The 23389-nt window shown below is 51.6% G+C and carries 15 protein-coding genes; 8 read left to right on the top strand and 7 right to left on the bottom strand.

What is annotated here, in order from left to right; all coding sequences use genetic code 11:
- Positions 1-27 precede the first annotated feature (27 nt).
- Both BUB30_RS24405 and BUB30_RS24400 read right to left on the bottom strand, forming a co-directional pair.
- The gene (locus BUB30_RS24405) at positions 28-603 is read right to left on the bottom strand and encodes an RNA polymerase sigma factor (protein WP_073139343.1); all 576 of its coding nucleotides are present in this window, start codon (positions 601-603) and stop codon (positions 28-30) included.
- Positions 604-920: 317 nt separating this feature from the next.
- Positions 921-2063, bottom strand: coding sequence for a M48 family metallopeptidase (locus BUB30_RS24400; protein ID WP_073139341.1), 1143 nt, complete (start codon positions 2061-2063; stop codon positions 921-923).
- A 197-nt stretch (positions 2064-2260) separates the two neighbouring features.
- On the opposite strand from BUB30_RS24400, the gene BUB30_RS24395 reads away from it, so the two are divergent.
- Positions 2261-2812, top strand: a complete 552-nt coding sequence (locus BUB30_RS24395; protein WP_073139338.1) for an REP-associated tyrosine transposase — start codon at positions 2261-2263, stop codon at positions 2810-2812.
- A 192-nt stretch (positions 2813-3004) separates the two neighbouring features.
- Here BUB30_RS24395 and BUB30_RS24390 read toward each other — a convergent pair whose 3' ends face one another.
- A complete protein-coding gene (locus BUB30_RS24390) occupies positions 3005-5737 on the bottom strand; it encodes an esterase-like activity of phytase family protein (RefSeq protein WP_073139336.1) in 2733 nt (910 codons plus the stop codon).
- Between the two features lie 336 nt (positions 5738-6073).
- Between BUB30_RS24390 and BUB30_RS24385 the strand changes: the two genes are divergently transcribed.
- Positions 6074-7879: a hypothetical protein gene (locus BUB30_RS24385; protein ID WP_073139333.1), complete on the top strand. Its 1806-nt coding sequence runs from the start codon at positions 6074-6076 to the stop codon at positions 7877-7879.
- Positions 7880-8124: 245 nt separating this feature from the next.
- Positions 8125-9573 (top strand): membrane dipeptidase, encoded by a 1449-nt coding sequence (locus tag BUB30_RS24380; RefSeq protein WP_073139708.1) that lies wholly within the window; start codon positions 8125-8127, stop codon positions 9571-9573.
- Between the two features lie 355 nt (positions 9574-9928).
- Here BUB30_RS24380 and BUB30_RS24375 read toward each other — a convergent pair whose 3' ends face one another.
- Positions 9929-10507 carry a helix-turn-helix domain-containing protein gene (locus BUB30_RS24375; RefSeq protein ID WP_073139330.1) on the bottom strand — a complete coding sequence of 193 codons (579 nt, stop codon included), beginning with the start codon at positions 10505-10507 and terminating at the stop codon, positions 9929-9931.
- A gap of 190 nt (positions 10508-10697) precedes the next feature.
- Here BUB30_RS24375 and BUB30_RS24370 point away from each other — a divergent pair, with 190 nt between their 5' ends.
- The gene (locus BUB30_RS24370) at positions 10698-12062 is read left to right on the top strand and encodes an aspartate aminotransferase family protein (RefSeq protein ID WP_073139327.1); all 1365 of its coding nucleotides are present in this window, start codon (positions 10698-10700) and stop codon (positions 12060-12062) included.
- A 276-nt stretch (positions 12063-12338) separates the two neighbouring features.
- Here the strand turns inward: BUB30_RS24370 and BUB30_RS24365 are convergent, their stop codons facing one another.
- Positions 12339-14303 carry an adenylate/guanylate cyclase domain-containing protein gene (locus BUB30_RS24365; RefSeq protein WP_073139324.1) on the bottom strand — a complete coding sequence of 655 codons (1965 nt, stop codon included), beginning with the start codon at positions 14301-14303 and terminating at the stop codon, positions 12339-12341.
- Positions 14304-14509: 206 nt separating this feature from the next.
- Between BUB30_RS24365 and ppk1 the strand changes: the two genes are divergently transcribed.
- On the top strand, positions 14510-16573 hold the full coding sequence (gene ppk1, locus BUB30_RS24360) for a polyphosphate kinase 1 (protein WP_073139322.1): 2064 nt from the start codon (positions 14510-14512) through the stop codon (positions 16571-16573).
- A gap of 72 nt (positions 16574-16645) precedes the next feature.
- Here the strand turns inward: ppk1 and BUB30_RS24355 are convergent, their stop codons facing one another.
- Positions 16646-17929 (bottom strand): sensor histidine kinase, encoded by a 1284-nt coding sequence (locus tag BUB30_RS24355; RefSeq protein ID WP_084138346.1) that lies wholly within the window; start codon positions 17927-17929, stop codon positions 16646-16648.
- On the bottom strand, positions 17926-18600 hold the full coding sequence (locus BUB30_RS24350; protein ID WP_073139315.1) for a response regulator transcription factor: 675 nt from the start codon (positions 18598-18600) through the stop codon (positions 17926-17928). Before BUB30_RS24350 ends, BUB30_RS24355 begins: the two co-directional genes overlap by 4 nt.
- Before the next feature lie 290 nt (positions 18601-18890).
- On the opposite strand from BUB30_RS24350, the gene BUB30_RS24345 reads away from it, so the two are divergent.
- The 3 genes from BUB30_RS24345 to BUB30_RS24335 all read left to right on the top strand — a co-directional run bounded on the left by BUB30_RS24345 (position 18891) and on the right by BUB30_RS24335 (position 23371).
- On the top strand, positions 18891-21098 hold the full coding sequence (locus BUB30_RS24345; RefSeq protein WP_073139312.1) for a TonB-dependent receptor: 2208 nt from the start codon (positions 18891-18893) through the stop codon (positions 21096-21098).
- A gap of 206 nt (positions 21099-21304) precedes the next feature.
- Positions 21305-21706 (top strand): hypothetical protein, encoded by a 402-nt coding sequence (locus BUB30_RS24340; protein ID WP_143165063.1) that lies wholly within the window; start codon positions 21305-21307, stop codon positions 21704-21706.
- Positions 21707-21799: 93 nt separating this feature from the next.
- A complete protein-coding gene (locus BUB30_RS24335; RefSeq protein WP_084138345.1) occupies positions 21800-23371 on the top strand; it encodes a S8 family peptidase in 1572 nt (523 codons plus the stop codon).
- The last annotated feature ends 18 nt before the right edge of the window (positions 23372-23389 follow it).

Here is a 23389-nt window from a genome sequence, read left to right as displayed (position 1 = left end):
ACTAAGGGAATAGACGTCGTCGGGTTCTTACATGAAGAAGAGGAGGAAGAGGAAGACGAAGTCTTTTAGGTAGACCTTGAGGACTTTGAGGGATTTGGTGAGGTGGTATTCGACGGCTTTTTCGGAGAGCTGGAGGTCTTTGGCTACGTCGGCGACGGATCGGCCTTCGAAGCGGCTGAGGGAGAAGATGGCTTTTGTTTTTTCGGGGAGGCGGGCCATGCCGCTTTCTAACGCTTCCACCAGGTTGTTGTAGGTCACCATCTCCTGGGTGTTGTTGGTTTGGCGGGGGATGAAGGTTTTGTAGTAGGTCCAGTATTTGTCTTTCACCAACCGGGCGCGGATGTGATCGATGCACTTGTTGCGCAGGGAGGCTTTCAGGTAGTGCTCCAGATTGGAGATCAGCAACGTGCTGCGCTTTTCCCAGAGCGTGAGGAACAAATCTTGCACGATCTCTTCTGCAATCTCATGCGACTGCAGTTTCGTGTAGGCCTGGTGATATAAGGTTTTCCAGTACTGTTTGAAGATGACATTATACGCCCGGGCATCGCCATTTTGCAATGCCGCTATCAGATCCTGCTCGCTCCATTCGTAGTCTTCCTGCATCCGTTCTGCCGTTATAAATGCCCAGCCTAAACCTGGGATTTTAAAACAAGTGTATGCATAACGGTTAATAAATGCAATCGTTTGTTCAAAATTTGGCAACGTTTGAGGGTTGGAAAGGCCGTTTGAAAGTCATTTTATTTGTTGACAAAGCATTCATATCCAATGCTTTGCAACGACACGGCACAAGGCCTTTTCAAGCGGATCACAAATTTGGATGAACGCGGAACGAGAACGTTACCGATAATGTCGATGGTTTGTGTGATGCACCTTCAACACGCAGACACGGCCCGACTTCTTTCAGCACCAACGCAGCGTCATCAACTATACGCGCTGTACTTTTTTATTTCAACAAGCCGCTTGTACAAATGCGGGTGGGTTAAAAACTTCTCGCTGAAAATCGTCCAGAAGCCTTCGTTCGCGACGGCATTGCTGATGTGTATGTCGATGTTGAATTTTGAATGGATCTCCTTTCCGGTAGTCAGGATGAGTACACCTTCGATGGAGCCCTTGGGTGAAAAGTCAAAACCGATCCGGTCACAGGTATATTCACAGCCGCGGGAATAGGCAAGCCCGAGGAATGGGATGATTTTCGAGGGAAACAGGTATTTTTCTTTGGTCAGGTGTTTTTGTTTGATATGTCCCAGCTCGTGCGCCGTCACATATTTTAAAACATCATAGTTGCCCGTCAACGTCGTCTCGATAACCTCGGAGTAAATCATCAGGATATGCGCCCGCGAGAACTTGGTCACAAAAGCATTGAAGTGCCCGGCGCTGATATAAATTTCAGGCAGCTCCTTCATCTTCAGCCGACGCGCCTGCGCAGCGATGATCTCATAGATCTCCGGGTATTGCTCTTTGGTCACCTGGATGGAATTGCCGCGGATGATGCCGATAAAGATCCCCATGAAAATTTTCTCCACCAACCAGACAAAAAGAAAGATCAGGACGCCCGCCGCCAGCACAAAAAGAAAAGACAGATCCGTCAACACCGCTGCTACCGACACGGCTGCAAAGGCCAAATACACCAGGATGCTCACCACGAGCTTCACATTGAAATACGTACTTTCTTTCGGGTGTTGCCGAATTTTGTAGTCACCTTCTTCTTCTTTTCCGTAATGCTTATCCGTCACATAATTGTGATTCTTTCCCTTCTCGGAATGCTGTTTTTTTTGAACCAGCACCTGGTCAATGTCCTCCGTATGAAAATAGTTATCCACCAGGTATTGAAGAACGCCTGCCCGATGGCTGTCTGCAATTTGCAAGTCGGCATCCACCGCCTCGTGCGAAATTGTCCAGTGTCGTTGGCCTTCCTTTTCACTATGGCCAAGCGTCACGGCGCCAAACGTCTCGCCGGACTTCAACGCCTTGAAAAGCTGGTAGTGACTCTCGAATCCTTGATTGCCAAAATTATACAATAACCACTTTTTGTAGTCGTTTACACTCGGTGCTTTTACATCCATACGATTTTGTGCTTAAATAAAAAGAAGGGACAGGGTTATAATCGCCACAAACCATCTCTAACTGACTGGAAAAGTACAAAAATTTTAGGAACTGGCGCAAGTGTACACACTTGTGCCAGCCATTCTCGCAGTCTTTAGACTGCCGCCTTGCAATTCTACGCTCCTCCCATTAAATTTAACTATTACCGTTACCCACCATGAGCCGTAAATACAAAATCCGCAACCAGGACAAACTATACTTTGTCACCTTCACCGTCATCCATTGGCTGGACGTATTCATCCGCAGAGAATACAAAGACATTTTTCTTTCCAGCCTCCGCTACTGTCAACAACACAAAGGATTGGAGTTATGTGCCTATTGCATCATGAGCAGCCATGTTCACATGATCATTGGCCGGAACGGGGAGCCAAGCCTCCAGGGAATTATTCGAGACATTAAGAAATATACTTCAGTGAAAATCACGGAGGCGATACGCGATAATCCTCGGGAAAGTCGCAAGGAATTGCTTCTTTGGTTGTTTGAGCGGGCAGGGCGACGAAACTGCAATAATGAAAAGAATCAGTTTTGGCAGCAGCATAGTCATCCCTTGGAGTTGAATACGAATGGGATGATTGATCGGGTGTTGGATTATATACATAATAATCCGGTAGTGGAGGGGATTGTGTTGTCGGGGGAGGATTACTTGTATAGTAGTGCTATGAATTATGCGGGGATGCCGGAGGCTTTGATGGACGTGATTTTAATTTAATTGTGATGGAAAAGTAAGTCTGAAGACTTACTTTATAATGGGTCCAAGTGTGACGGGTCGTTTTCTTTGGATACACTTGAATCTGCGTGCGAGTTGTCCTGGGTGTGTTGTTTGTTTTTTTAACACTTAAACCGGTAACGAAAGAAGCAGCCCGGAGGCTGCTTCTTCTTTCTAAACCGTAAATCCAAATCGCTAACGTTTAATTTCTATGCGTTGATGCCGGCTGAATGTTCCCGACGTTACGTGCACAATGTAGTACCCGTTGGGAAGCTGCGACAAGTCGGCCGCGTATGTGTTGTCATCAGGCCCAACCGCGCCAGCAGTACGGAATACGGTCGCCCCGGTAATGGCATGGGTGATGGTTACCTGGAAGGTTACTTTCTCGTTGGTTTCGAAGCGGAAGTAAAGTTGTCCTTTGGTAGGGATGGGATAGAGGACAAGGTCACAATGTGTAGGGACCCCGTTGCAGCGTTTCACTACAAGGTCGAGCTTGGCGTTGTTGCCGACGTCGCAGCCGGTGACAGCCCGTACTTTTATGGAACCGCTTTCGGAACCGATCTTCACCGTGATGGACGCTGTGCCCACGCCGGATTGGATCACGCTGCCTTTGGGTACCGACCAGTCATAGTACAACACGCCGGCCAACGAGTCGACGCTAAAGGTTTGAAGCGATCCCAGGCAAACTTCGGATGGACCATGCACGATGGCCGGGGTTTCAGCTTTGGAGCGGACCGTCAAGGTGCGCGCCGCGCTGCTGCCACAGTCGTTGACGGCCAGCACGCTCACGATGCCATTCACAAAAGGCGGGAACGTGATGGTGGCCGTGGTGCTGTCGTTGGCGACGATGATCGCACCGGGCACGGTGGTTGTCCATTTGTACGAGGTCGCGAAGGGAACCGGGTCGATGCTGTAGGTCACCACATTGTTCGGGCTGCAGATCGCATAGCTTTGACCGGCAATGGCGCCGGGTTTCGATGGCGGTGTGGAAGACAATGCCAGCGTGCGGAAAGCACTGGAGCCGCAACCGGAGATGGCCTTCACTTTAATGTCGCCGGCTCTGAACCGGGAGGTAAAGATGACTTGTATGGAATCCGTGCCCTGCCCGCCAACGAGCGCAACATGGGCGGGTACGGTCCAACGATATTCAACAACATCCTCGGTAGTGAAATCGATCGCGTAAGTCACGGGTGTGGATGTGCCGACAAAATCGCATACACGGGAAGGTCCGATGATCGTCTGCGGTGTAGCGGGTAATGACTTTATTACATTCAGTGAACGCGTGAGTACATCGGTGCCGCAGGTGCTCGTGATCTTCACCCCTATCGTTCCGCTGACAAAGGCACCAAGGAATTTAACGCGAATGGTATTGGTCCCCTGACCGGAAACCAACGTAGCTTGTTTGGGCAATGTCCACTCAAAGCTTGCACCATTGGTGGCCGCTACGCTATAGGTGGCCACTTCGCCGATGTGGCCCATAAAGGCACAAGCATTGGCAGGCCCGGAAATTTCTTCGGCCGACAGTTGACAACTGGCCTGGTAACCTTCCAACTTGTTGGCACCGGACAAGCGATAAACAAACACATGACTTTTATTGGCGGTAGCCGTAGCGATTCCGTTTTCCAGCGGCGACGACTGGCCATAGTCATTGTCGTTGGTGATGGCAATCGTGCTGTCGTTGAGAATGGCAAGTCCTTCGGCTTTGTCCAAAACCGAGGGCCATCCGTTGGCCAGCAGGTCCATGACCAGCGTTTTCTTCACGGGCTTGATGCCCTGTGCGCTGAGGCCCGTGGTATCGACGAGAGCTTCGAGGGTGAGGCCGTTGTAGAGCGCGGAGGTGACGGGTGTGGCGCCGTTCAGTTCGATGCGGTAGATCCTTTTGATGTCGGTCGTGCCGCGCAGGGCCGCTTCCAGCACGAGGAAGGAGTGGTCGTTGATGGCGGCCATGTCGCCGATCTTCCAGTCGCGCAGGCGGATCTGGTTGCTGCCGGTGCCGATGATGCCGTCGTTCACATAAGCAAACATCCGCGTGGCGTTGGTGACGGGATTTATTTCAAGGATGCGATGGATGCGTGTGCCTTCGCCTACACTTTTATTCGGGTAGAGAATGGGGCTCTGGATGATGGCGTAGATCTTTCCGCTGGGCGTGATCGAGATGCCCTCGAAGCCGCGGTTGTTTTTACGATACTTGAACACCGTATCGATCTGCACATCCTGCGGCTGGGCGCCGGCGAGGTTGGCATAGGGCGTGAACCGTTTCAACACCACACCGTTGGGACTGATCTTCCACACGGTGGGACCGCCTTCCTCGCACACCCAAAAGTTACCATCGCCATCGCGCACGATCCCTTCGGAGTCGATGCCCCACACATCTTTGGGAGCGATCTTCAGATTGAAGTTGGCGCAATTCAACACGGTGTCGGTCGAGGCCATTTCCTGGGCCGTGCTGCCAAAGCCGGCCGGGTTGATGATACCGGTGGCGTTGGTGCCATCCGGACGTTTCATGGTGATGGTCTGCAGGATCTGCACCGAGTCGCCGTTAACGCGGATGCGATGGATCTTGGGTGCATACGAAGGGAAACCATAGATCTTGTCATAGGTAGGACGACAAGCGGCAGGATTGGCGTTGGCTGCATCTACGTTGACGCCCCTGTCTGAAAGTGTCCAGAATTCTTTTCCATTGGTGCCTGGAATGGCGTATAGCCCGGAGAAGCCCGCCTCCCGGAAGTTGATGCCCTGGAAGGTTCCGATGGCGGCGGAATGATTGTTTTGATAATCCTGTAACAAGGTGATCTGCGCTTGTACGCATACGGTCGTGAACAGGAAGAGCACGACCAGCAACATTTGCCTGAGCCGCGAGGCCTGCGGGAGTGGCAGCCGGTCGCTGCCTATGCGCTGGGAAGAGAAGAGAGTAAAGGTTCTTTTCATGGGTTGGGGGGTATGAGGGTTGATTGTTCTGTAAGTATACCCCTCTAGTATTAACTGAAGTTCACTCCATTGTTACGTCTGCGTTTAGGAATAGCGGCACAATCTCCATTCCCATTTTCAGGGAGTGGCCATAGCTTGTGAAACCCATGGGCACACCACACATGCGACTTTTGTTCCATCGTCTTAAACAAATCGTTCATCCCTTCACGTAACGGCGGCGCGTCATAAGGCCCTTCATTTTTTTCTCCTATCTTCGAATCTGGAGCCCATCTTTCTGCATTTGCAGGAGATGGGCTTTTGTGTTTAAACTTTAATAACCCCTTAACCCTCTCTTGTATGAAAAGACCTCAGTCCGCACGTTGGCACTCCCAAAAATTCAGTCTGTTGAGTTTAGCCTTTCTACTGTTAATCGTTCTACCCATCGCCTGCAAAAAAGATAAACTGCCGCAGGACGTTGCCGTCAATCCCGCGTTTGAAATGAACCCACCGCTGGCCAAGGCTGTGAGCATTAAAAAGCTTGAGGATAACGAAAACAATTTGCTGGTCGTGGCCGACTTTGGCAAAGGCACGATCAAATCGCCATATCATGCGATCGCACTCCCCTCTGGTAAGATCGTATTGCGCGACGACGGTCGCGGGGCAGATGAAACGGCCGACGATGGAAAATTCTCCGTTGCTATCCATGAAGACCTGGGAGCACTGGAACAAGAACTCGACGAGCTGGATAAAAATCGCGGGCAGCTAGAGAAAGAGCTGTCCGTTGGATTTAAGGGGCGGGAGATCGTGCGGCAGGATATTTCGTTCCTCAAGGATTTCCGACCCGACGATTTCAAAAAGGGCAAGCATATCCTTTTTCCACCTGGGGTATTGTGCAGAATCTTGCTCGATGTTTCTTCCGAGCACTCGCTGATGGTCGTCCACCCCACCGTACTCAACAGCCCTGAGGCATCTGACGTAGCACATGGCGCCTGGACATTTGGCACACTGATGACGAACATTGCCAACACCCCGGTGACGGGTGTAACTGCAGAAGACCTATTGAAAAGCTGGCTGCTGGCAATACAACACGACGGCGTGGCCAACACCGACACGGCAAAAGCACGCCCCAAAATTTTTGTCTCGATCAAAGACGCCGTCATCCGGAGTGGTAGTCCCATAGGTAGCTTCGATGCCACCAACTGGCAAACCAAACCGCTCGATCCCTACAATCTTGAAGTGAACCTCATCGCGATTGTGAACCGGCTCGACCTGCGTGGCAATTTGGGTTACGGACAAACCAACAGTGGCGAGGGCCGCTTCATCTTTGAGATCATCGATCCCGAAACAGGAACGTCGCCGCTTCCTGCCGCTACCATTATTTTTGAATATGCCGTTCCCCTGCACACGTGTGCCGACTTGAAAGCGTACGCTCAAAAATGGTATGATCTGAAGAACCATCCCCTCGGATCGCCAGCCTACAACAGCGCGCTGAAAGCCATTACCGACGTGTTCTCCACGGCCAACGCCGACCCTATCCGCACGAACCGGAGCGCCCTAAAGCAAATCCGGACCAACGATCTTGTGCTCAGCAGCGACGGCGCATGGGAAATGCGCGAATTCAAATTGGATTCGGCAACCCACAAATTTAAACTGTCAACCACGGCGCAAGAGCCGATCGAAAAATACAACGAGGCATCACACGTCGACACGCCACCCGATGTGAACAACCTCGTAGCCTGGATCAACGCCCATGCGACGGAAGTGCTGGCCGACAAACACAGCGTGCCCCTGACGGTGGAAGACCAGGTCACGCATGCACAAGTTCCGTTCCTGGGAGCCAAGGCCCGCAGCGAAAACGGAAAATGGACTGCGCCGGGTGTGGCACTCGAAACCCGTCACCATTTTTCCCTGAACACCTGCACGGGCTGCCACCGCGATGAAACAAACACCGTCTTCCTACACGTGGGATCCGGCTCCGCCCTCTCCGGATTTTTAACAGGCATCGACGTACCCGACCCGTTACAGCCGGCGGTCATACACCACTTCAATGACCTGGAATTCCGAAAAGGCAAAATGGAGGACCTGCTGTGTGCCAGTTGTACGCGACCATTCCTTGACCTGGTACGTGCACTCACGTTCGAGCCAAACGCAATGGTACATTGATCTAGTCAGGGCGGTTATAAAAACATGGCCCCGAATTAACCTGAAGTCAGGTATTGTGAAAATGTAAACCATTCCCTAGCTTCGATACAGAGCCCATCTCTTCCGACCTAAACCAAGTCCGGAAAAGATGGGCTTTATAATTTCGTGTTCAAACATAAGTCGACATACCCACCTTGTGTCCCTGGTTCCAGGATGAACACAGTTCTCGTTATGACTATGGCTTAATCAAATCGACAAATAAAAAAATGACACCCTTCTACATCGACTTCCATTGCCATCCTTCCATGAAACCTTATGGAAAGGGCTTCGGCACCAGCAACCTCGGCATCAACAATCCCGATGCATCGGAACAAACCAGCGCCTGGTTCTATGATTCGCCAAACTTGTTCGAGCGCGGCCTCCAGATGATCAGTGGGATCTCCAAATTCTCGCAGGCCGATTTCACCACGCTCTCCTTTGGCGATGTGCGCCTCGTCTGCGCTTCGCTCTATCCCGTTGAACAGGGTTTCTTCAAAAACAAACTTGGCGACCGCATCCTGAGCGACCTGGTAAACGATTTTATCACCGGGGTTGGAAAAGAACGCGTCGACTTTATCCAAGCCAACCGAAATTATTTTGAAGACCTGGAGCGCGAGTATAAATTCTATGAGTCACTGGACAATCAGCCGGTGAAGACTGTGTCCGGTACTTTTAAATATAAACTCATCCGAAATTTCGCAGAGATGCAGGGCATTCTTCAAAACGACCCGATGCGCGATCAGATCGTCTTTGTCGTGATGACCATCGAAGGGCTTCATACCCTGAATGTGGATCACACGGCACCACTGGATGTTGCTTCGCTGGTAGAGAACGTAAAAAAAATCAAGCAATGGAAATACCCGCCGCTCTTTGTCACCTTTTCACATCACTTCAACAATTTCTTGTGTGGCCATTCGAAAAGCCTCACCGGCATTGTGGGTGAAGCAACCGATCAGAGCGATGGCCTGGGTGAGGGTTTCAGTGCAGCAGGCCTCTCGGTGGTGGATGCGGTGTTGAGTCGCGACAATGGAAAGCGCATGTACATCGACATCAAACACATGAGCGCGAAGGGAAGGACACAATATTTCAACATCCTCGCTTCGCCTGCGTATGCCGGGCAGGACATTCCCATCATCGTAAGCCACGGCGCCGCCAATGGCCTGAAGTCGATGAACGACAAGACCATGGACCCGCTGGCACAACATACGGCCAGCAAACTCTTACAGGAAGACATCAATTTCTACGATGACGAAATTGTGCAGGTGGCCCGCTCGAAGGGGATCTTCGGGCTACAACTGGACGAACGTCGTGTGGCCAACAAGCAAACGCTGCAGGCGGTGAAGCACTCCATTCACATGAGCCAGATCCGGCACTACCGCGCCGAGCTGTTGTGGAACCAAATACAGCACGTGGCCGAGTTGCTGGACCGGAATCATTTGCCGGCATGGGATTGTCTCGCCATCGGTTCCGATTTTGAAGGCATCATCAATCCCCTCAACGGCTTCCTGACCGCCGAATCGCTGGTTCACCTCGAGGCCTATGTCGAGCGCTATGCGTTCAACTACATGAATGAATTTGGGAAACAATTACAGGTAGGAAACCAGATATCTTCGTCGGAGATCGTGCAGCGTGTCTTTCACAGCAACGGGATAAACTTTATGAGTTTATACTTTTAAGCCTGGTCAAAAATATTTTCTAAGAAGATGATCGTCGACTTCTATGTTTGATGTTACGACGTGCGCCACCGGCACGGAACTGAATAACCCTGGCCTTTAGGCCAGGGACCAAGACATCTCACTCATCCGGGCTTTAGCCCTGACCACACCGATGATTGGGTAGACAGCGATACATACAGAGGAAAAGTCAGGGCTAAAGCCCGTCATAAGTAGGTGTCTGTACCCCGGACTAAAGTCCGGGGTTATTCAAAATATTACTGACATTTTCTGAACGTAGGCCTTAACCCAGGGTTGCTCACTCAATTATGCCCTTTCCCTTCAAAAGATATAGACCAAGCCTAAAGGCCAGGGGCTATTACGTCGGTATAAAGAAATACACCACCAACATTTGCGCTGTCGATTTTCCGGCGTTGGCCAAGGTGTGTTCCTCGCGTCCGTCGAAGAATAGCGAGTCGCCGGTCTTGAGCACATATTCCTTTTCGCCGATGACGTAGCGGATCGAGCCTTTGATGATGTACTTATATTCATAGGCTTCTGTTTTCACATAGGCCTTGCGTTTGGCGCCGGGTTTCAGTTCCAGTAGAACGACGTCGATGGGAAGGTTGCCAATTTCTTTGGTGAGAATTCTTCTGTAGGTAAATCCTTTCGTGGTTTCTTTTTCGAATTTTTGATAGTCCTTCGGCTTTTTGGTGATGACCTTGGGAACGTCCGCCATGAGGGTGACGTCTTTGAAAAAGTCGTTCAGGTCCAGGTTCAGCGCGCGGATGATGGAGAACAGGACCGGCAGCGAGGGGATCGTGCGGCTGTTTTCAACTTGTGAAATGAGCCCCTTGCTCACCTTGGCCAAATCGGCCAACTCCTGAACCGTGGCGTTCTTCGATTTCCGTGCTTGCTTTATTTTATTGCTGATCTGTATTAGTATATCCTCTTGCATACAGACACAATGATAAGTTAAAGCGCGGGATTAAGCGAATACAAAATACAATCTCATGCACGCCGTGGCTCCCCTTCTCGCAGCGGACAGGGCGGGTTCCATTAACAAAAACATAATCCGTTGTGCAGGCGGAAAGGATCAGGAAAATCCGGGATATTTGTTTAGTCTTTATAAAACTTATTCAGTAGCTATGAGCGGCTCCCCCCTGCGCACCGAAGGCGATATCAATTTGTCGGCGTCCCGAACCGCCTGGTATGCGGTGATCGAACATCCCGAAACGCGACAATACCTGGACGAGGATGCCCGCTATTTCCTGCATCAATCCCTCTCCACGCCCTGTCTCGACGTGCTGGCCTCCTGCCACGACATTTACCTGACCGACATCCGTGGAAAAGAATACATGGACTTCCACGGCAACAACGTTCACCAACTGGGTTATGGCAATGCCTTCGTGCTCGACCGTGTGAAAGCCCAAATGGACCAACTGGCATTCTCACCCCGTCGCTATACGAACATCCCCGCGATCACCCTCGCCAAAAAATTGGGTGACCTTTTTCCTGGCGATCTGAAGCGCGTGCTGTTTGCACCAGGGGGTAGTTCCGCCATCAGCATGGCCTTGAAACTGGCGCGGCTGGTGACCGGCAAACACAAGATCATCTCCGTCTGGGATTCTTTTCACGGCGCATCCCTCGACGCCATCGCCGCTGGCGGTGAACGCGACTTTCGAAAGGGCATGGGCCCGCTTGCACCAGGCGTCGAACGCATCCCTCCTCCCACCACCTATCGCGGTCCTTTCAGCTCCACGAATGATAGCGACATCGCCTACGCGGACTACCTCGAATATGTCATTGAAAAAGAAGGTGACATTGGAGCCTTTTTAATTGAGACCATGCGCAACACCGACGTGCAAATACCATCGAAGGCCTATTGGAAAAAAGTGAGAGAGATCTGCACCCGTCACCACGTACTCCTGATCCTGGATGAGATCCCCATCGCTTTCGGGCGCACGGGAAAAATGTTTGCGTTCGAACATTACGACATCGAACCGGACATCGTGTGCCTGGGCAAAGGCCTCGGCGCGGGCGTTATCCCGATGGCGGGTATTGTAGCACGTGAGTCCCACAACATTGCCGCAGAAGTTTCGCTGGGTCATTTTACATTTGAAAAAAGCCCCCTGGGAAGTGTGGCGGCCCTGGCCATGCTGGAGTACATCGAAGAAAATAATCTCCTGGAGAAAGTGCGCGACGATGGTCGTTTCATGCGCGAGCAACTGGATCGCCTGCAACAAAAGTTTCCTTTGATCGGCGATGTACGCGGCATCGGGCTGTTGTGGGGCGTGGAACTCGTGAAAGACCGCAAGACAAAAGAGAAGGCTGTGCAGGAAGCGGAAACGGTGATGTATGAATGCCTTCAGCAAGGTTTGAGTTTCAAGGTTTCGCAGGGCAACGTGCTGCAGCTTTCGCCGCCGTTGATCATCACGCGCGCGCAATTGTCGGCAGCGTTGACCATTCTTGAAAACGCTTTGGATGTCGCAAGCAGGGGTATATCTTTTTAACACACACTTGATCCCCAGAACAAAGCAGCCGCGGCACGCAGAACAAATCACCTATGCATGTCGGGGGCAAGGTGTAGCTTTCAAAGTGATCGCAAACAAAATGCGGACGAATACCTTTTTTCTGCAAAATGTACTCGAACGAAACAAACTTTAAGCGCCCTCGTTAAAGAGGACATTAGATTATTGGTTCAGATTTGAAGGGGCTGCCGTAAAAACGCAGCCCTTTCTATTTGCTGACTTCCCGTTTTCCCAGTCACCCCAAGGTCAAGGTCATCGTCATTTCACATACATGATTTCGACACCATCCCAGGGCAGCGACGACCCGTGTTCAGCCCGCTTTTCGCAGCGCTGCAAAAGCAGGAATAACAAACCGTCGGCGGGATTTTTCTGATGGAGTGCCGCAAAGATCTGCCGGGCTTCCTCATAATCACCGGCCTTCATGCGGGCGATGCCGCTTTCGTAGTGCATGAGGTATGAAATTTTAAAACTATCTTTTTCGGCATCCAATATTTCAAACACACGAATCGATTTCTGCTTTCCCTTCACGCGCACATCGTCCAGGTAACGAAAGTTGCGTTTGTTGAGTGCGTTGGCTTTGACGAGGGTGTCGTCGGAAACGATGATGGACGCATGATAGTGTTTGCAGAGACCCTCCAGGCGCGAGGCGATGTTCACCGCGTCGGAGATCACCGTCGTCTCCAGGCGGCTGGCGTTGCCAATGGTACCCAACACCAGTTTGCCGGTGTGAATGCCCGTGCCGATCTCGATCGGCGCGATGTTATTTGCCCGCAAATGCGCGTTGAAACGGCTGATGGCTTTCGCAAAGTCCAAGGCCGCATCGACGGCGTCGTCGGGCGAGTCGGGGAAAATGGCCATGATGGTGTCGCCGATAAATTTGTCGATAAAGCCATGGTGCCGCTCGATGACAGGCACCATCTCGCGCAAATAGGTGTTGACGAAATCAAAGTTCTGCTGTGGGCTTAGCGTCTCCGATAGATGGGTGAACGCACGGATATCCGTAAACAGCACCGTCATCTCACCGTGCACCTGGTCGCCGGGACCTACTTCTTCGATCGAATTTTTTCCAAGGAACTTCAGGAACGGCGTCGGCACAAAGCGCGCATTGGCTTCGTTGATGGCCAGGAGCCGTTGATTGGCACGATTCAATTCTGCGGTCCGCTCATCGACTTTCTGTTTGAAAAATTTCAGGTGACTGATCACCTCGTCTTTCAGCAATGTAAAGTTTGCGGCCAGTTTGCCGATCTCATCCTTCGTTCGCACAGCCGGTGCTTGTTCCTCCACCGTAAAATGACTGTCGATGAAACGGGTGATAAATTCCGTGAGCTCTGTAAGCGGGCGCGTGATCCGCCGGGCGATGATGAAACTGGCGACCACGCTCAACGCCACCAGCATCAGGGAGAGGAATAAGAACAAGCGGTTAAGCTGCATTAAACTTTCTTTCTCGCGGGCCTGTGCCTGGATCACCACCTGGTTCAGGGAATGACCGATGGCTTTGAGTTTATCGTCCATCTCCCGCTTCAGACCGGAGTTGCTGCGTATGCCCATGCGTGTTTCGAGTGCCACCATTTCGTTGAAACGATCGCGGTATCCCGCCAGGTGAAACGCGGCCGAGTCGGAAGCAGAGGGATAGCGCTTCAGCAGATCGGTCACCATCGCATTGAGCTTTTGAACATACTCGGGTTCCTGGCGGATGATGTAATCTTTTTCATGACGGCGCAGGCTCAGCATTTTATCGGCAGCGATGGCGTGGTGGTCTTCCAGCCAGTGGATATGACGGCGCATGGCACCCTCCAGGTTGTAGTCTTTGTAGCCCCGATCCAGCAAGAGCGCGGTCAGCGTGTCGAAAAGCGCTTCCGATCCTTTGAGTTGCCGCTCGACAACATACAACCCCGAATCCATGGTGTAGGGCAAATGCCGGAACGAAGCGATGGCGGCGTCCAGGGTGAGTTCGATGGAGTCTTTCATCCGCTGGTGGTCCCGCAGGTTTGGGCTGGTCCGGGTCTTAAAAAAAGCGGGCTGGTGAACGTCCTGGTTGAACAGGTCGCTCTTGATGTTGATGTCTTTCAACATCAAGACATAGGCCGACTCGATCAGTGCCGTAGAACGTGAAATTTTTTCCCGGGCCAGTTGATGATAGTGTGTGAGGATCACGATCAGAAAGCTTGCGCCGAGGATGAGCGAAAAACAGAAGAGCAGCCGTTGCCGGAAGGAAGTGAACATCCAAAAAGATAGTCATTCACGGTCACCCGAATGCGCCGCCGGGTTTAAGTTTTTGTTAAATAATCGAGACCGTCACCGGAAAAGAGACACCCGGACCCTCCCAACAAAGGCCGTCATCCGGCAATAAAATAAGCTCCGCGTCCGTTGTCTGGGCAGTCTTTTATTTGATTATTTTGGCAATGACTGTTCTTCCGGACCCTACGCGCATGCCCCACAAAACCGACCCCGCCCCTGTTGCTTATCCTTTCTTCGATCGCGATCTGAGCTGGCTTTCCTTCAACGAGCGCGTGCTCATGGAAGCCCAGCGCGACTCGGTGCCCTTGATGGAGCGCATCCGGTTTCTCGCCATCTACTCCTCGAACCTCGACGAATTTTATCGCGTGCGCATGCCCGCCCGAACGGCGTTGAGCGCGGTAGTGAACAAGAACGAAGAAAAAGAATTGAGGCAAACTTTGCCGGTCATACACGACACGGTGGTGAACCAACAGAAACGCTTTGGCAGCGTGATCGAATCGGACATCCTGCAGGCCTTGCGCGCCAATGGTATCCACCTGGTTTACAACGAACCCATTCCCGATTTCATCCACGACGCGGTGAACGACTATTTCACCTACACCGTCGCCACATTTCTGCAACCCGTAAAGATTGCTAAGCACACGGAGTTTTTTCCGGAGAACAACAAACTGTACCTGGTAGTGACCACGCGATCGACAGGAAAGCGTAAGGGCAAGGAAGTTTATATTGTCAATATCCCTTCCGAGGAGTTGCCGCGGTTCTATCTTGTGGCACACAATGGCATTCAGTACATCTTATTCCTGGAGGACATTATTAAACTCAACCTGGACAAGGTGGTCCACCAAAAGATCTTCACCCACCAAAGCATAAAGATCACCCGCGACTCCGACCTAAACCTGGAGGACGAGTTCAGCGGCAACCTCGCCGAAAAGATCGAACAACGCATCGGCACGCGCGACCTGGGTTTTGCCACGCGGTTCCTCTACGAACCCGGCCTCACCCCGCACACACTGGCCATCCTAAAAAAGAAGCTCCACCTCGGCACAGCGAATTTTATTGCCGGCGGAGCTTATCACAACCTCAAGGACCTGGCCACCCTGCCGCTGAAGGACAGCCGGTTTTGTTATGAGCCCTGGCCGGTCACGCGCCTGCCCGTTCCGCGGCAGTCGTCGCTTTTCCAGGAGATTCGGAAAAAAGACCTGCTGCTTCACCCGCCCTACAACAGCTACGAAACCGTGCTTCGTTTTTTCTCGGAAGCCGCGCTTGATCCCACCGTGAAGGCGATCTATGTGACGCTCTATCGCGTGGCTGCCGAATCCCGTATTGCCAATGCGCTCATCAGCGCCGCTAAAAACGGAAAGCACGTCGTGGTATTTGTTGAGTTGAAAGCGCGGTTCGACGAGGCAAATAATATTAAATGGTCAAAGCAAATGAAAGCCGCGGGGGTGCGCATCATCGAGAGCATTCCCGGGCTCAAGGTGCACGCCAAGCTAGCCCTGGTGAAACGGAAGCATCATAAAAAAACTTCCCTGCTCGGCTTGCTGGCCACCGGCAATTTCAACGAAAGCACGGCGCGCTTCTATACCGATCACGTCCTGCTCACGGCCCATCAGCCCATGCTCACCGAAATTCAATGGTTGTTTGATTTTCTGAAAAAGCGAAAAAAGCGCACACGAAAAACCGATCTCTCCTTCGAGCATTTGCTGGTGGGGCACTTCAACTTGCAGGAGCGTTTCCTCGCTTTGATCGATCGCGAAATTCAGCATGCGCAGGAAGGAAAACCTTGTGGCATCACGATCAAACTCAACAACCTGGAAGAGCGCATCCTCATCGCCAAACTCTATGAAGCTTCGCAGGCCGGCGTAAAGATCCGGCTCATCGTGCGGGGCATTTGCTGCCTGATCCCGGGAGTGAAAGGCATCAGCGAAACCATTACCGTCAAAAGGATCATCGACCGTTATCTCGAGCACGGTCGCATCTTCGTGTTCGAAAACAATGGCCACCCCGAAGTCTTCATGGGCTCCGCCGACTGGATGATCCGCAACATCTACCGCCGCATTGAAGTGTGCTTTCCCATCGCCAACGCCAGCCTGAAAGCCGAGCTCCTGGAAATTCTGCGCCTCCAACTGGCCGACAATTGCCAGGGCGCATTCATCGATGGCGAAGGAAAAAATGTAGAGTTGAGAATGCCTGGCAACGATTCGGCTGTGCGCTCACAGCGGGCGATTGCCGAATGGATCCAGACAAAAAAATAACATTCCGTTTCGTTGCCATCGCTGTAAAAAGCGACCTCATGCCGTTGACACATTCTTGCAATAGCATCACCGCTATGCGACGCCGTTAAAACCCACGGAAAAAACATGACATCCATTTTCATACCGGTACGACAACCCATAGCCATACGTATCGCAGATGCGCTTCACAATAGCCAACCCAAGCCCGGTGCTGGAGGACTTCGGGCTTTCCTTCGTGAAACGGTCGAACATTTTTCCGGGGTCCATTGTCAACGGTTTGCCGTGGTTGGTCACCGTGAGGGTGTGGTCATGAAGCTGCACCTGTACGTTCCCCTCCGGCGTATGGCGGACAGCGTTGTGGAATAGGTTGGTCAATAGGATCTCGATCAGGGCTTTGTTGGCGTTGATGCGCAGCGGTTCGAGCGTGCGGGTGATGGAAACATTTTCGGCGTCGGCCGTGAATGTGATGTTGGAGAGGAGATCGTCGGCAAGCTTCGAGACCTCCACCTCTTCTTTGCCCGTGAATTGTTCGTTGTCGATCTTACTGAGCAGCAACAGATTTTTATTGAGGCGCGCCATGCGTTGCGCCGTGGCCTCCAGGTCGGTGATGAGCGCGGCTTCGGCTTCGGACATGCCCGGCTTCTGCATGAGCAGATCCAGTTTTGCCTGGAAGATGGCCAGCGGAGTTTGCAATTCATGGGAAGCGTTTTCAATAAACTCTTTTTGATGCAGGAACACTTTCCGGTTGCGGTCGGCCAGATGACTCACGGTCTGATTCAGATCATTGAACTCGATAATATTGGTTTTCACGACGGCTATCGTTCCGCTTTTGTCCACCTGGTAGGCTTTCAACTGACTCAACGTTTTATAAAACGGTTCCCACAGTTTCTTTGAAAGCGAACGATTCAACAGCAACAGTCCCCCGGCCAGCAACACGATCAACGCAAACTGGACCAGCCCAATGGCATAGATAAGTTCATCGTTGTCCACCAATGACATGCGCAAGGTGAGCACATACGGTTTTCCTTTTATGATCACCTGCGACGAAAGTTCGCGAAAAGGACGCCGTTCATGCGCCACGCTGTCATACGACGAAATGGTTTCGTAGCGGCTAGCCCCTGTGTCCTGGTCATCCGAAGGCCGGATGTCGATGTCGTAGGCCAACTGGTCGAATACTTCGAGATCGGTTTCGAGATCCTCCAGGTAGTCGAAAGTTTTGATATGTTTCAGAAATTCCGCGGTGTGGGCGGCCAGCAATTCATCCACCTCGTCGTTCAAGATCTTATGAAGGGAGAGCAGCGACACCGGGATGCTGATGAGCACGATGACGAGCGAATACAACAATGAACTTCGTAAACTAACCTGCAGTAGTCTCATGTGGAAAACTTGTAACCCAAGCCGTAAATAGTCTTTATATAATCTTCACTCCCAGCCTCCGCCAGTTTCCGTTTCAGGTTCTTCATGTGCGAGTACAAAAAGTCGAACTTGTCCAACATTTCCGCATGATCGCCCGACAAGTGCTCGGCGATAGCATTCTTGGACACCACCCGGTTCTTGTTGGCCAACAGAAAGATCAACAGGTCATATTCCTTTCGCGTCAGCTCTACCACACGATCGTTCACCGTCACCAATTTTCCGGGGAGATCGACGGCGATCTCGTGAAATTTGATCTTGTTGCTCCCCCCGAATTGTTTCCGCCGGATCACAGCCGAAACCCGCGCATTCAATTCCGACAAATGAAAAGGTTTGGTCAGATAATCGTCGGCCCCCAGGTTCAGGCCTTCCACACGGTCGTCGAGCGAATCGCGGGCGGTGATGATGATGATGCCTTCCGGTTTGTTCACTTCCTTGAGCTTCTTCAAAATATTTAACCCGCTGCCATCCGGAAGATTGATGTCCAGAAGAATACAGTCATAGTCGTAAAGCATGATCTTCTCATCGGCTTCCTCCTCCGAACTGGCCACTTCGCAGATGTAACTCTCCTGCCGCAGAAATTGAAGCATGCTGTTTTGGAGGTCCTTTTCATCTTCGATGATGAGAATTTTCATAGGTCAGGAGCCAGTAGTTAGTAGCCAGTATTCAGTAGTTAGTATTCAGTATTCAGTGCCGGGAGCCAGTAGTGTTTGGTCGGGCTGGGTCAAATTTAGAAAATCATTTCGCAGTTGGTTTTTGTTTGGGCAATTTATGTGATCTATTCCCCTTTTGAGGGGCGGATGTTTGTTGCCATTCGTCCCTGTTGTTTTCCGGTTTTCAAAGATTCTTTTGGGGGTGGTTGGAAATACGGAAAGTCTACAGAATTGGCTTTTAGTTTTCGGGGATAATTCAAGGTTTGCTTCATATGAAATTAACATTCTCTTTTCTGTTGGTTCTCTTTTCGGTTTATGGTTATGCACAGCATACGCTTACGGTGACCGTGCACGATGGCGCCACGGACGAGGCGCTTCCCGGTGCCAGCGTGCAGGTGGAAGGCTCTGATCGCGGCGGCGCGGCCGACAAGACGGGGAATGTTATCCTCAAGGACTTGCCCAATGGCAGCCTGGTGCTGAAGGCATCGTTTGTGGGTTATCGCGACACGGTGGTGACGGTGAACGTGCCGGCCACGCAAAACCTGACCATCGGGCTTTCGGCGTTGGAAGAGGAGTTGGAAGAGATCATCGTCTCCTCTACCCGCACCAACCAGCACATCGAAGACCTGCCACTGAAAGTGGAAGTGCTGGGCTTGGAGGAAATGGATGAAGAAAGCACACTGGTGCCGGGTAACGTGGCCAGCATCCTGGGCGATCTGGCCGTGATCACCATTCAACGCACCAACCCCATCAATGGCAACGACGCCATCCGCATGCAGGGTTTGGATCCGCAGTATACGCTGGTAGCGCGCGACGGGCTGCCGTTGTACGGCGGCTTTTCGGGGAGCCTGGGTGTATTGTCCATCCCACCCCTGGATCTGAAACAGGTGGAGATCATCAAAGGCTCGGTGTCGACGCTCTATGGCGGCGGTGCCATTGCGGGCATGATCAACATCCTTTCCAAAGAACCCACGGCAAAACCACAACGCACCCTGCTCTTCAATTATTCAACCTTAAAGGAGAAAAACCTGAACACCTTTTTCAGCGGCAAGATCAACGCCAAGACCGGATACACGCTCTTCGCGGGCGTCAACGCCAAGTCGGCCGTCGACGTGAACCACGATGGCTATAGCGAAGTGCCCGAACACCAAAACTATACCGTCCACCCCCGGTTCTTTTTCGACCTCAGCGACAAGACCAAACTCAACATCGGCATCACCTCCACCATCGACAACCGGAAGACAGGCGACATGATCGCGGTGAAAGAAGGCACCAACGCCCAACACCCGTACCTGCGCACCGAAAAAACATTTCGCAACGGACTGGATGCACAATACAACCACACCTTTTCGGAGAAACACGTGTTCTCCTTCAAAACCGCCATCAGCGCCTTTCAACGTGAACTCACCGTGCCCGTCAGGTTCGTCCCCGGCTTCAGCTTCAAAGGCACACAATACTCATCCTACTCCGAAGCCAGCGACCGCCGCCAACTGGGCAAACACACGCTGGTGACCGGCGTGAACCTCATCACCGAATCGTTTCGTAAAACCGCGTCCGACAGCGTGCCCTTTACCAATTACGACTACGTGACCTTGGGCGCGTTCGTTCAGGACGACTGGCAAGTGACCGAAAAATTCACCATCGAAACCGGCCTGCGCCTCGACCACCACAACATCAACGGCTACTTTCCGCTGCCGCGCATAGCCCTGTTTTACAAACCCTCCGAAAAATTGTCGCTCCGCCTGGCATCGGGTGCAGGCTACAAAGCACCAAACGTATTGTCTTTGGTCGACCCCAACCCAACCCTGATCAACAACGGCGCCAACGTGAAGTCCGAACACTCTGTGGGCATCAACGCCGACATCAACTACAATACTACCTGGTTTGATGAAGTGGAGGTGAGCTTGAACCAAGCCTTCTACTATGGGCGGATCACCAACCCCTTGCGCGTGATCACCGACACCCTGAACCGCACCAGTTTCATGGAGAACCAAAATTATACGGTCACCACCTTGGGCACCGACAGCTATGTGCAGGCGACTTACAAAAATTGGGAACTCTATCTGGGCTACAACCACACCGAAGCCCTGCAAGACTACAACAGCGGCACCAACCCAATGCCCTTCAACCCCAAAGACAAATTCTCAACCACACTGGCCTACGCCGTAGCCGGCAAATGGCGCACCGGCATCGAAGGCAGCTACATGGCCAATCAATACGTCTACACCAGCCAATATTACTACAACAGCCAAACTATCTACCCCAGCACGCGCGTTCCCAACTACTGGTTCTGGGCCGCCATGATCGAACGCAAGCTCCCCTTCGGCAGCATCATTCTAAATGTCGAAAACATGTTCGACGCCCGCCAGGCAAAATTCGAAAAGCTGGTGGAAGGCTCGACAACCTTGCCGACATTCAAACCCGTGTGGGGACCGTTGGATGGGCGGGTGTTTAATCTTTCGGTGAAGGTTAATTTATAAAGAATCGGCCGACGACGTCAACCCTTTTCTCGACGCAAAATTTATTTTACATTTAGGTGCACTCCATTTCGGCCTGCGCCTGACGGATGACAACGCCTCCCTATAGTGAATTCAGAACCCCTTCCTTGAAAGGATGGATATTGATTTATGCCCTGACACTCCTGCTTATGGAGTCGGCGATGTCCGTCTGGATAATCTTACAGGTCATGAACGGCTGGGTAACGCTGATATTTCTGGTTCTTGTGCTATTCCCTTGTATTATTCTATGGAACTTTCAGGCCACTAAGGTTAGATTTGGTGCTGACTATATTGAAACCGCGACCTTATTTCGCAAAAAAAGAATCTACATAAAGGATGTAAATAAATTTGGCGTTTTTTCTGCGGGCCGATATACCCGTGCACAGATAACCCAGCAAAAAATCCTCGACGAAAGTAGCGACAACGACTTGGCCAGCCACAAAATCTATATAACTAAAAGTGAGGTATTCGACCTGCGATCCTTCAGTCCTGCAGAGCACGTTAAATTTCCCTACCGCAAAACACTCTATCTGAAGGTCAGAGAAATGATAGATCATCATCGGGAAAATGCCAATGCTACACCTTCCTGATGCCTTTATCAGCAAAAATCCATAAGCCATCAAAACTTGCGAGTCTGGACTGAAGTTTATATCATTGCCAGGTACGTTTTACCGCATAGTCGTATGTTGTTTTCCACTCTAAAAAGGCCCCTCCTGCTTTCCAGTCTTATTTGCTGTGTCTATTCCGGTTTTTCGCAAGAAAGATCCGTCGACAAGCTCGACGCAAAATATCTGAATTGGCAAAATCATGACCTGGCAACGGACAAGGAACTCGGCGCCAGCGTCAACAAAGCCTATCGCGAACTGCTCGAAAAAAAGACACCAAAAAAAGTGGTGGTGGTTGCTGTGATCGATGGTGGGGTGGATATTGACCACGAAGACCTGCAAGGTAAGATCTGGGTAAACGAAGACGAGATCCCGGGCAACAACATCGACGACGACCACAACGGTTACGTCGACGACATTCACGGCTGGAATTTCCTGGGCAATAAAAACGGGGAGAATTTACATTACGAGAACTACGAATTCACGCGCCTTTATAAAATGGGAAAGGGTCCCTTTTATGATCAGGCAAAAAAATTACAGGACGAGGCCGTAGCCAAACACACGCAGGAACAACAGAGTATCGCCAGGTTTGAAACGCTTTACTACCAGGCCAAGATCACCATAAAGAACAAAACGGGTATTGAGGTCAACTCGCTAAAAGACCTGGATGAAGTAACGCCCGAAAATGGCGAGGCGGTGATGAGGGCCAAACGCTTCCTGTTGCCGCGTTACGAGCAAGGTTTTAGCGAAAAGGATCTCGAAGCCTACAAAAATTACAACAAAAATGTGCTTGAGAAATACCTGAATCCAAACCTGGACGCACGTACACTGGTAGGCGACGATCCCACCGACATCAACGATGTAGCCTATGGTAACCCCGACGTGAAGGGCCCTCGTGCAGACCACGGCACGTCTGTCGCCGGCCTCATCGCCGCGGTTCGCGACAACAACCTGGGCATCGACGGCATTGCCACCGAAGTCAGGATCATGTGCCTCCGTTCAACACCAGAAGGCGACGAACGCGACAAGGACGTTGCTTTAGCCATTCGGTATGCCGTGAACAACGGCGCCGATATCATCAACATGAGTTTCGGAAAACCGATCTCCCCTCAAAAGAAATTTATTGACGACGCCGTAAAACTGGCCGAAGAAAAAGACGTCCTGCTAATTCACGCCGCAGGAAATGATGGCAACAACATCGACAACGTCGAAAGCTATCCCAGCGATCGCTATCTGAACAACGTGGAAGCTACCAACTGGATAAACATCGGCGCCTCAACATCCACCGACGGCGAGGCGGCAGCAGCCAGCTTTTCCAACTACGGAAAAAAACATGTCGACCTCTTTGCACCCGGCGCAAACATCATCTCCACCGACACCAGCAGCTACTACAGCATGAACGACGGCACCAGCCTCTCGGCGCCCGTAGTGACGGGAGTTGCCGCCCTGGTCTTGTCCTATTACCCCGACCTGACCAGCAAACAACTGATCCAACTTTTACTGGAATCATCGTTCAAAGTCAATCACAAAGTTTTGCTGCCCACCAAATCCGGCGAAAAGCCAAAAAAAGTGAAGTTCAGCACCCTCTCCAAAAGCGGCGGCATAGTCAACGCCTACGAAGCCCTCAAATTAGCAGAAGGCATGAAGTGAGCGAGGCGATCGCCATAG

This window comes from Chryseolinea serpens, from assembly GCF_900129725.1.
In the GTDB taxonomy this organism is placed as follows: Bacteria; Bacteroidota; Bacteroidia; order Cytophagales; family Cyclobacteriaceae; genus Chryseolinea; species Chryseolinea serpens.
The sequence above is the reverse complement of the archived record's forward strand: the minus strand, read 5'-3'. Positions and strand labels throughout refer to the sequence as shown.

What these genes read in the sequence shown, in the direction of transcription:
- BUB30_RS24355 (WP_084138346.1), bottom strand. Translation starts at nt 17,929, where the DNA reads ATGAGACTACTGCAGGTTAGTTTACGAAGTTCATTGTTGTATTCGCTC.
- BUB30_RS24350 (WP_073139315.1), bottom strand. Translation starts at nt 18,600, where the DNA reads ATGAAAATTCTCATCATCGAAGATGAAAAGGACCTCCAAAACAGCATG.
- BUB30_RS24380 (WP_073139708.1), top strand. Translation starts at nt 8,125, where the DNA reads ATGACACCCTTCTACATCGACTTCCATTGCCATCCTTCCATGAAACCT.
- ppk1 (WP_073139322.1), top strand. Translation starts at nt 14,510, where the DNA reads ATGCCCCACAAAACCGACCCCGCCCCTGTTGCTTATCCTTTCTTCGAT.
- BUB30_RS24400 (WP_073139341.1), bottom strand. Translation starts at nt 2,063, where the DNA reads ATGGATGTAAAAGCACCGAGTGTAAACGACTACAAAAAGTGGTTATTG.
- BUB30_RS24340 (WP_143165063.1), top strand. Translation starts at nt 21,305, where the DNA reads ATGAACGGCTGGGTAACGCTGATATTTCTGGTTCTTGTGCTATTCCCT.
- BUB30_RS24385 (WP_073139333.1), top strand. Translation starts at nt 6,074, where the DNA reads ATGAAAAGACCTCAGTCCGCACGTTGGCACTCCCAAAAATTCAGTCTG.
- BUB30_RS24345 (WP_073139312.1), top strand. Translation starts at nt 18,891, where the DNA reads ATGAAATTAACATTCTCTTTTCTGTTGGTTCTCTTTTCGGTTTATGGT.
- BUB30_RS24375 (WP_073139330.1), bottom strand. Translation starts at nt 10,507, where the DNA reads ATGCAAGAGGATATACTAATACAGATCAGCAATAAAATAAAGCAAGCA.
- BUB30_RS24390 (WP_073139336.1), bottom strand. Translation starts at nt 5,737, where the DNA reads ATGAAAAGAACCTTTACTCTCTTCTCTTCCCAGCGCATAGGCAGCGAC.
- BUB30_RS24405 (WP_073139343.1), bottom strand. Translation starts at nt 603, where the DNA reads ATGCAGGAAGACTACGAATGGAGCGAGCAGGATCTGATAGCGGCATTG.
- BUB30_RS24365 (WP_073139324.1), bottom strand. Translation starts at nt 14,303, where the DNA reads ATGTTCACTTCCTTCCGGCAACGGCTGCTCTTCTGTTTTTCGCTCATC.
- BUB30_RS24335 (WP_084138345.1), top strand. Translation starts at nt 21,800, where the DNA reads ATGTTGTTTTCCACTCTAAAAAGGCCCCTCCTGCTTTCCAGTCTTATT.
- BUB30_RS24395 (WP_073139338.1), top strand. Translation starts at nt 2,261, where the DNA reads ATGAGCCGTAAATACAAAATCCGCAACCAGGACAAACTATACTTTGTC.
- BUB30_RS24370 (WP_073139327.1), top strand. Translation starts at nt 10,698, where the DNA reads ATGAGCGGCTCCCCCCTGCGCACCGAAGGCGATATCAATTTGTCGGCG.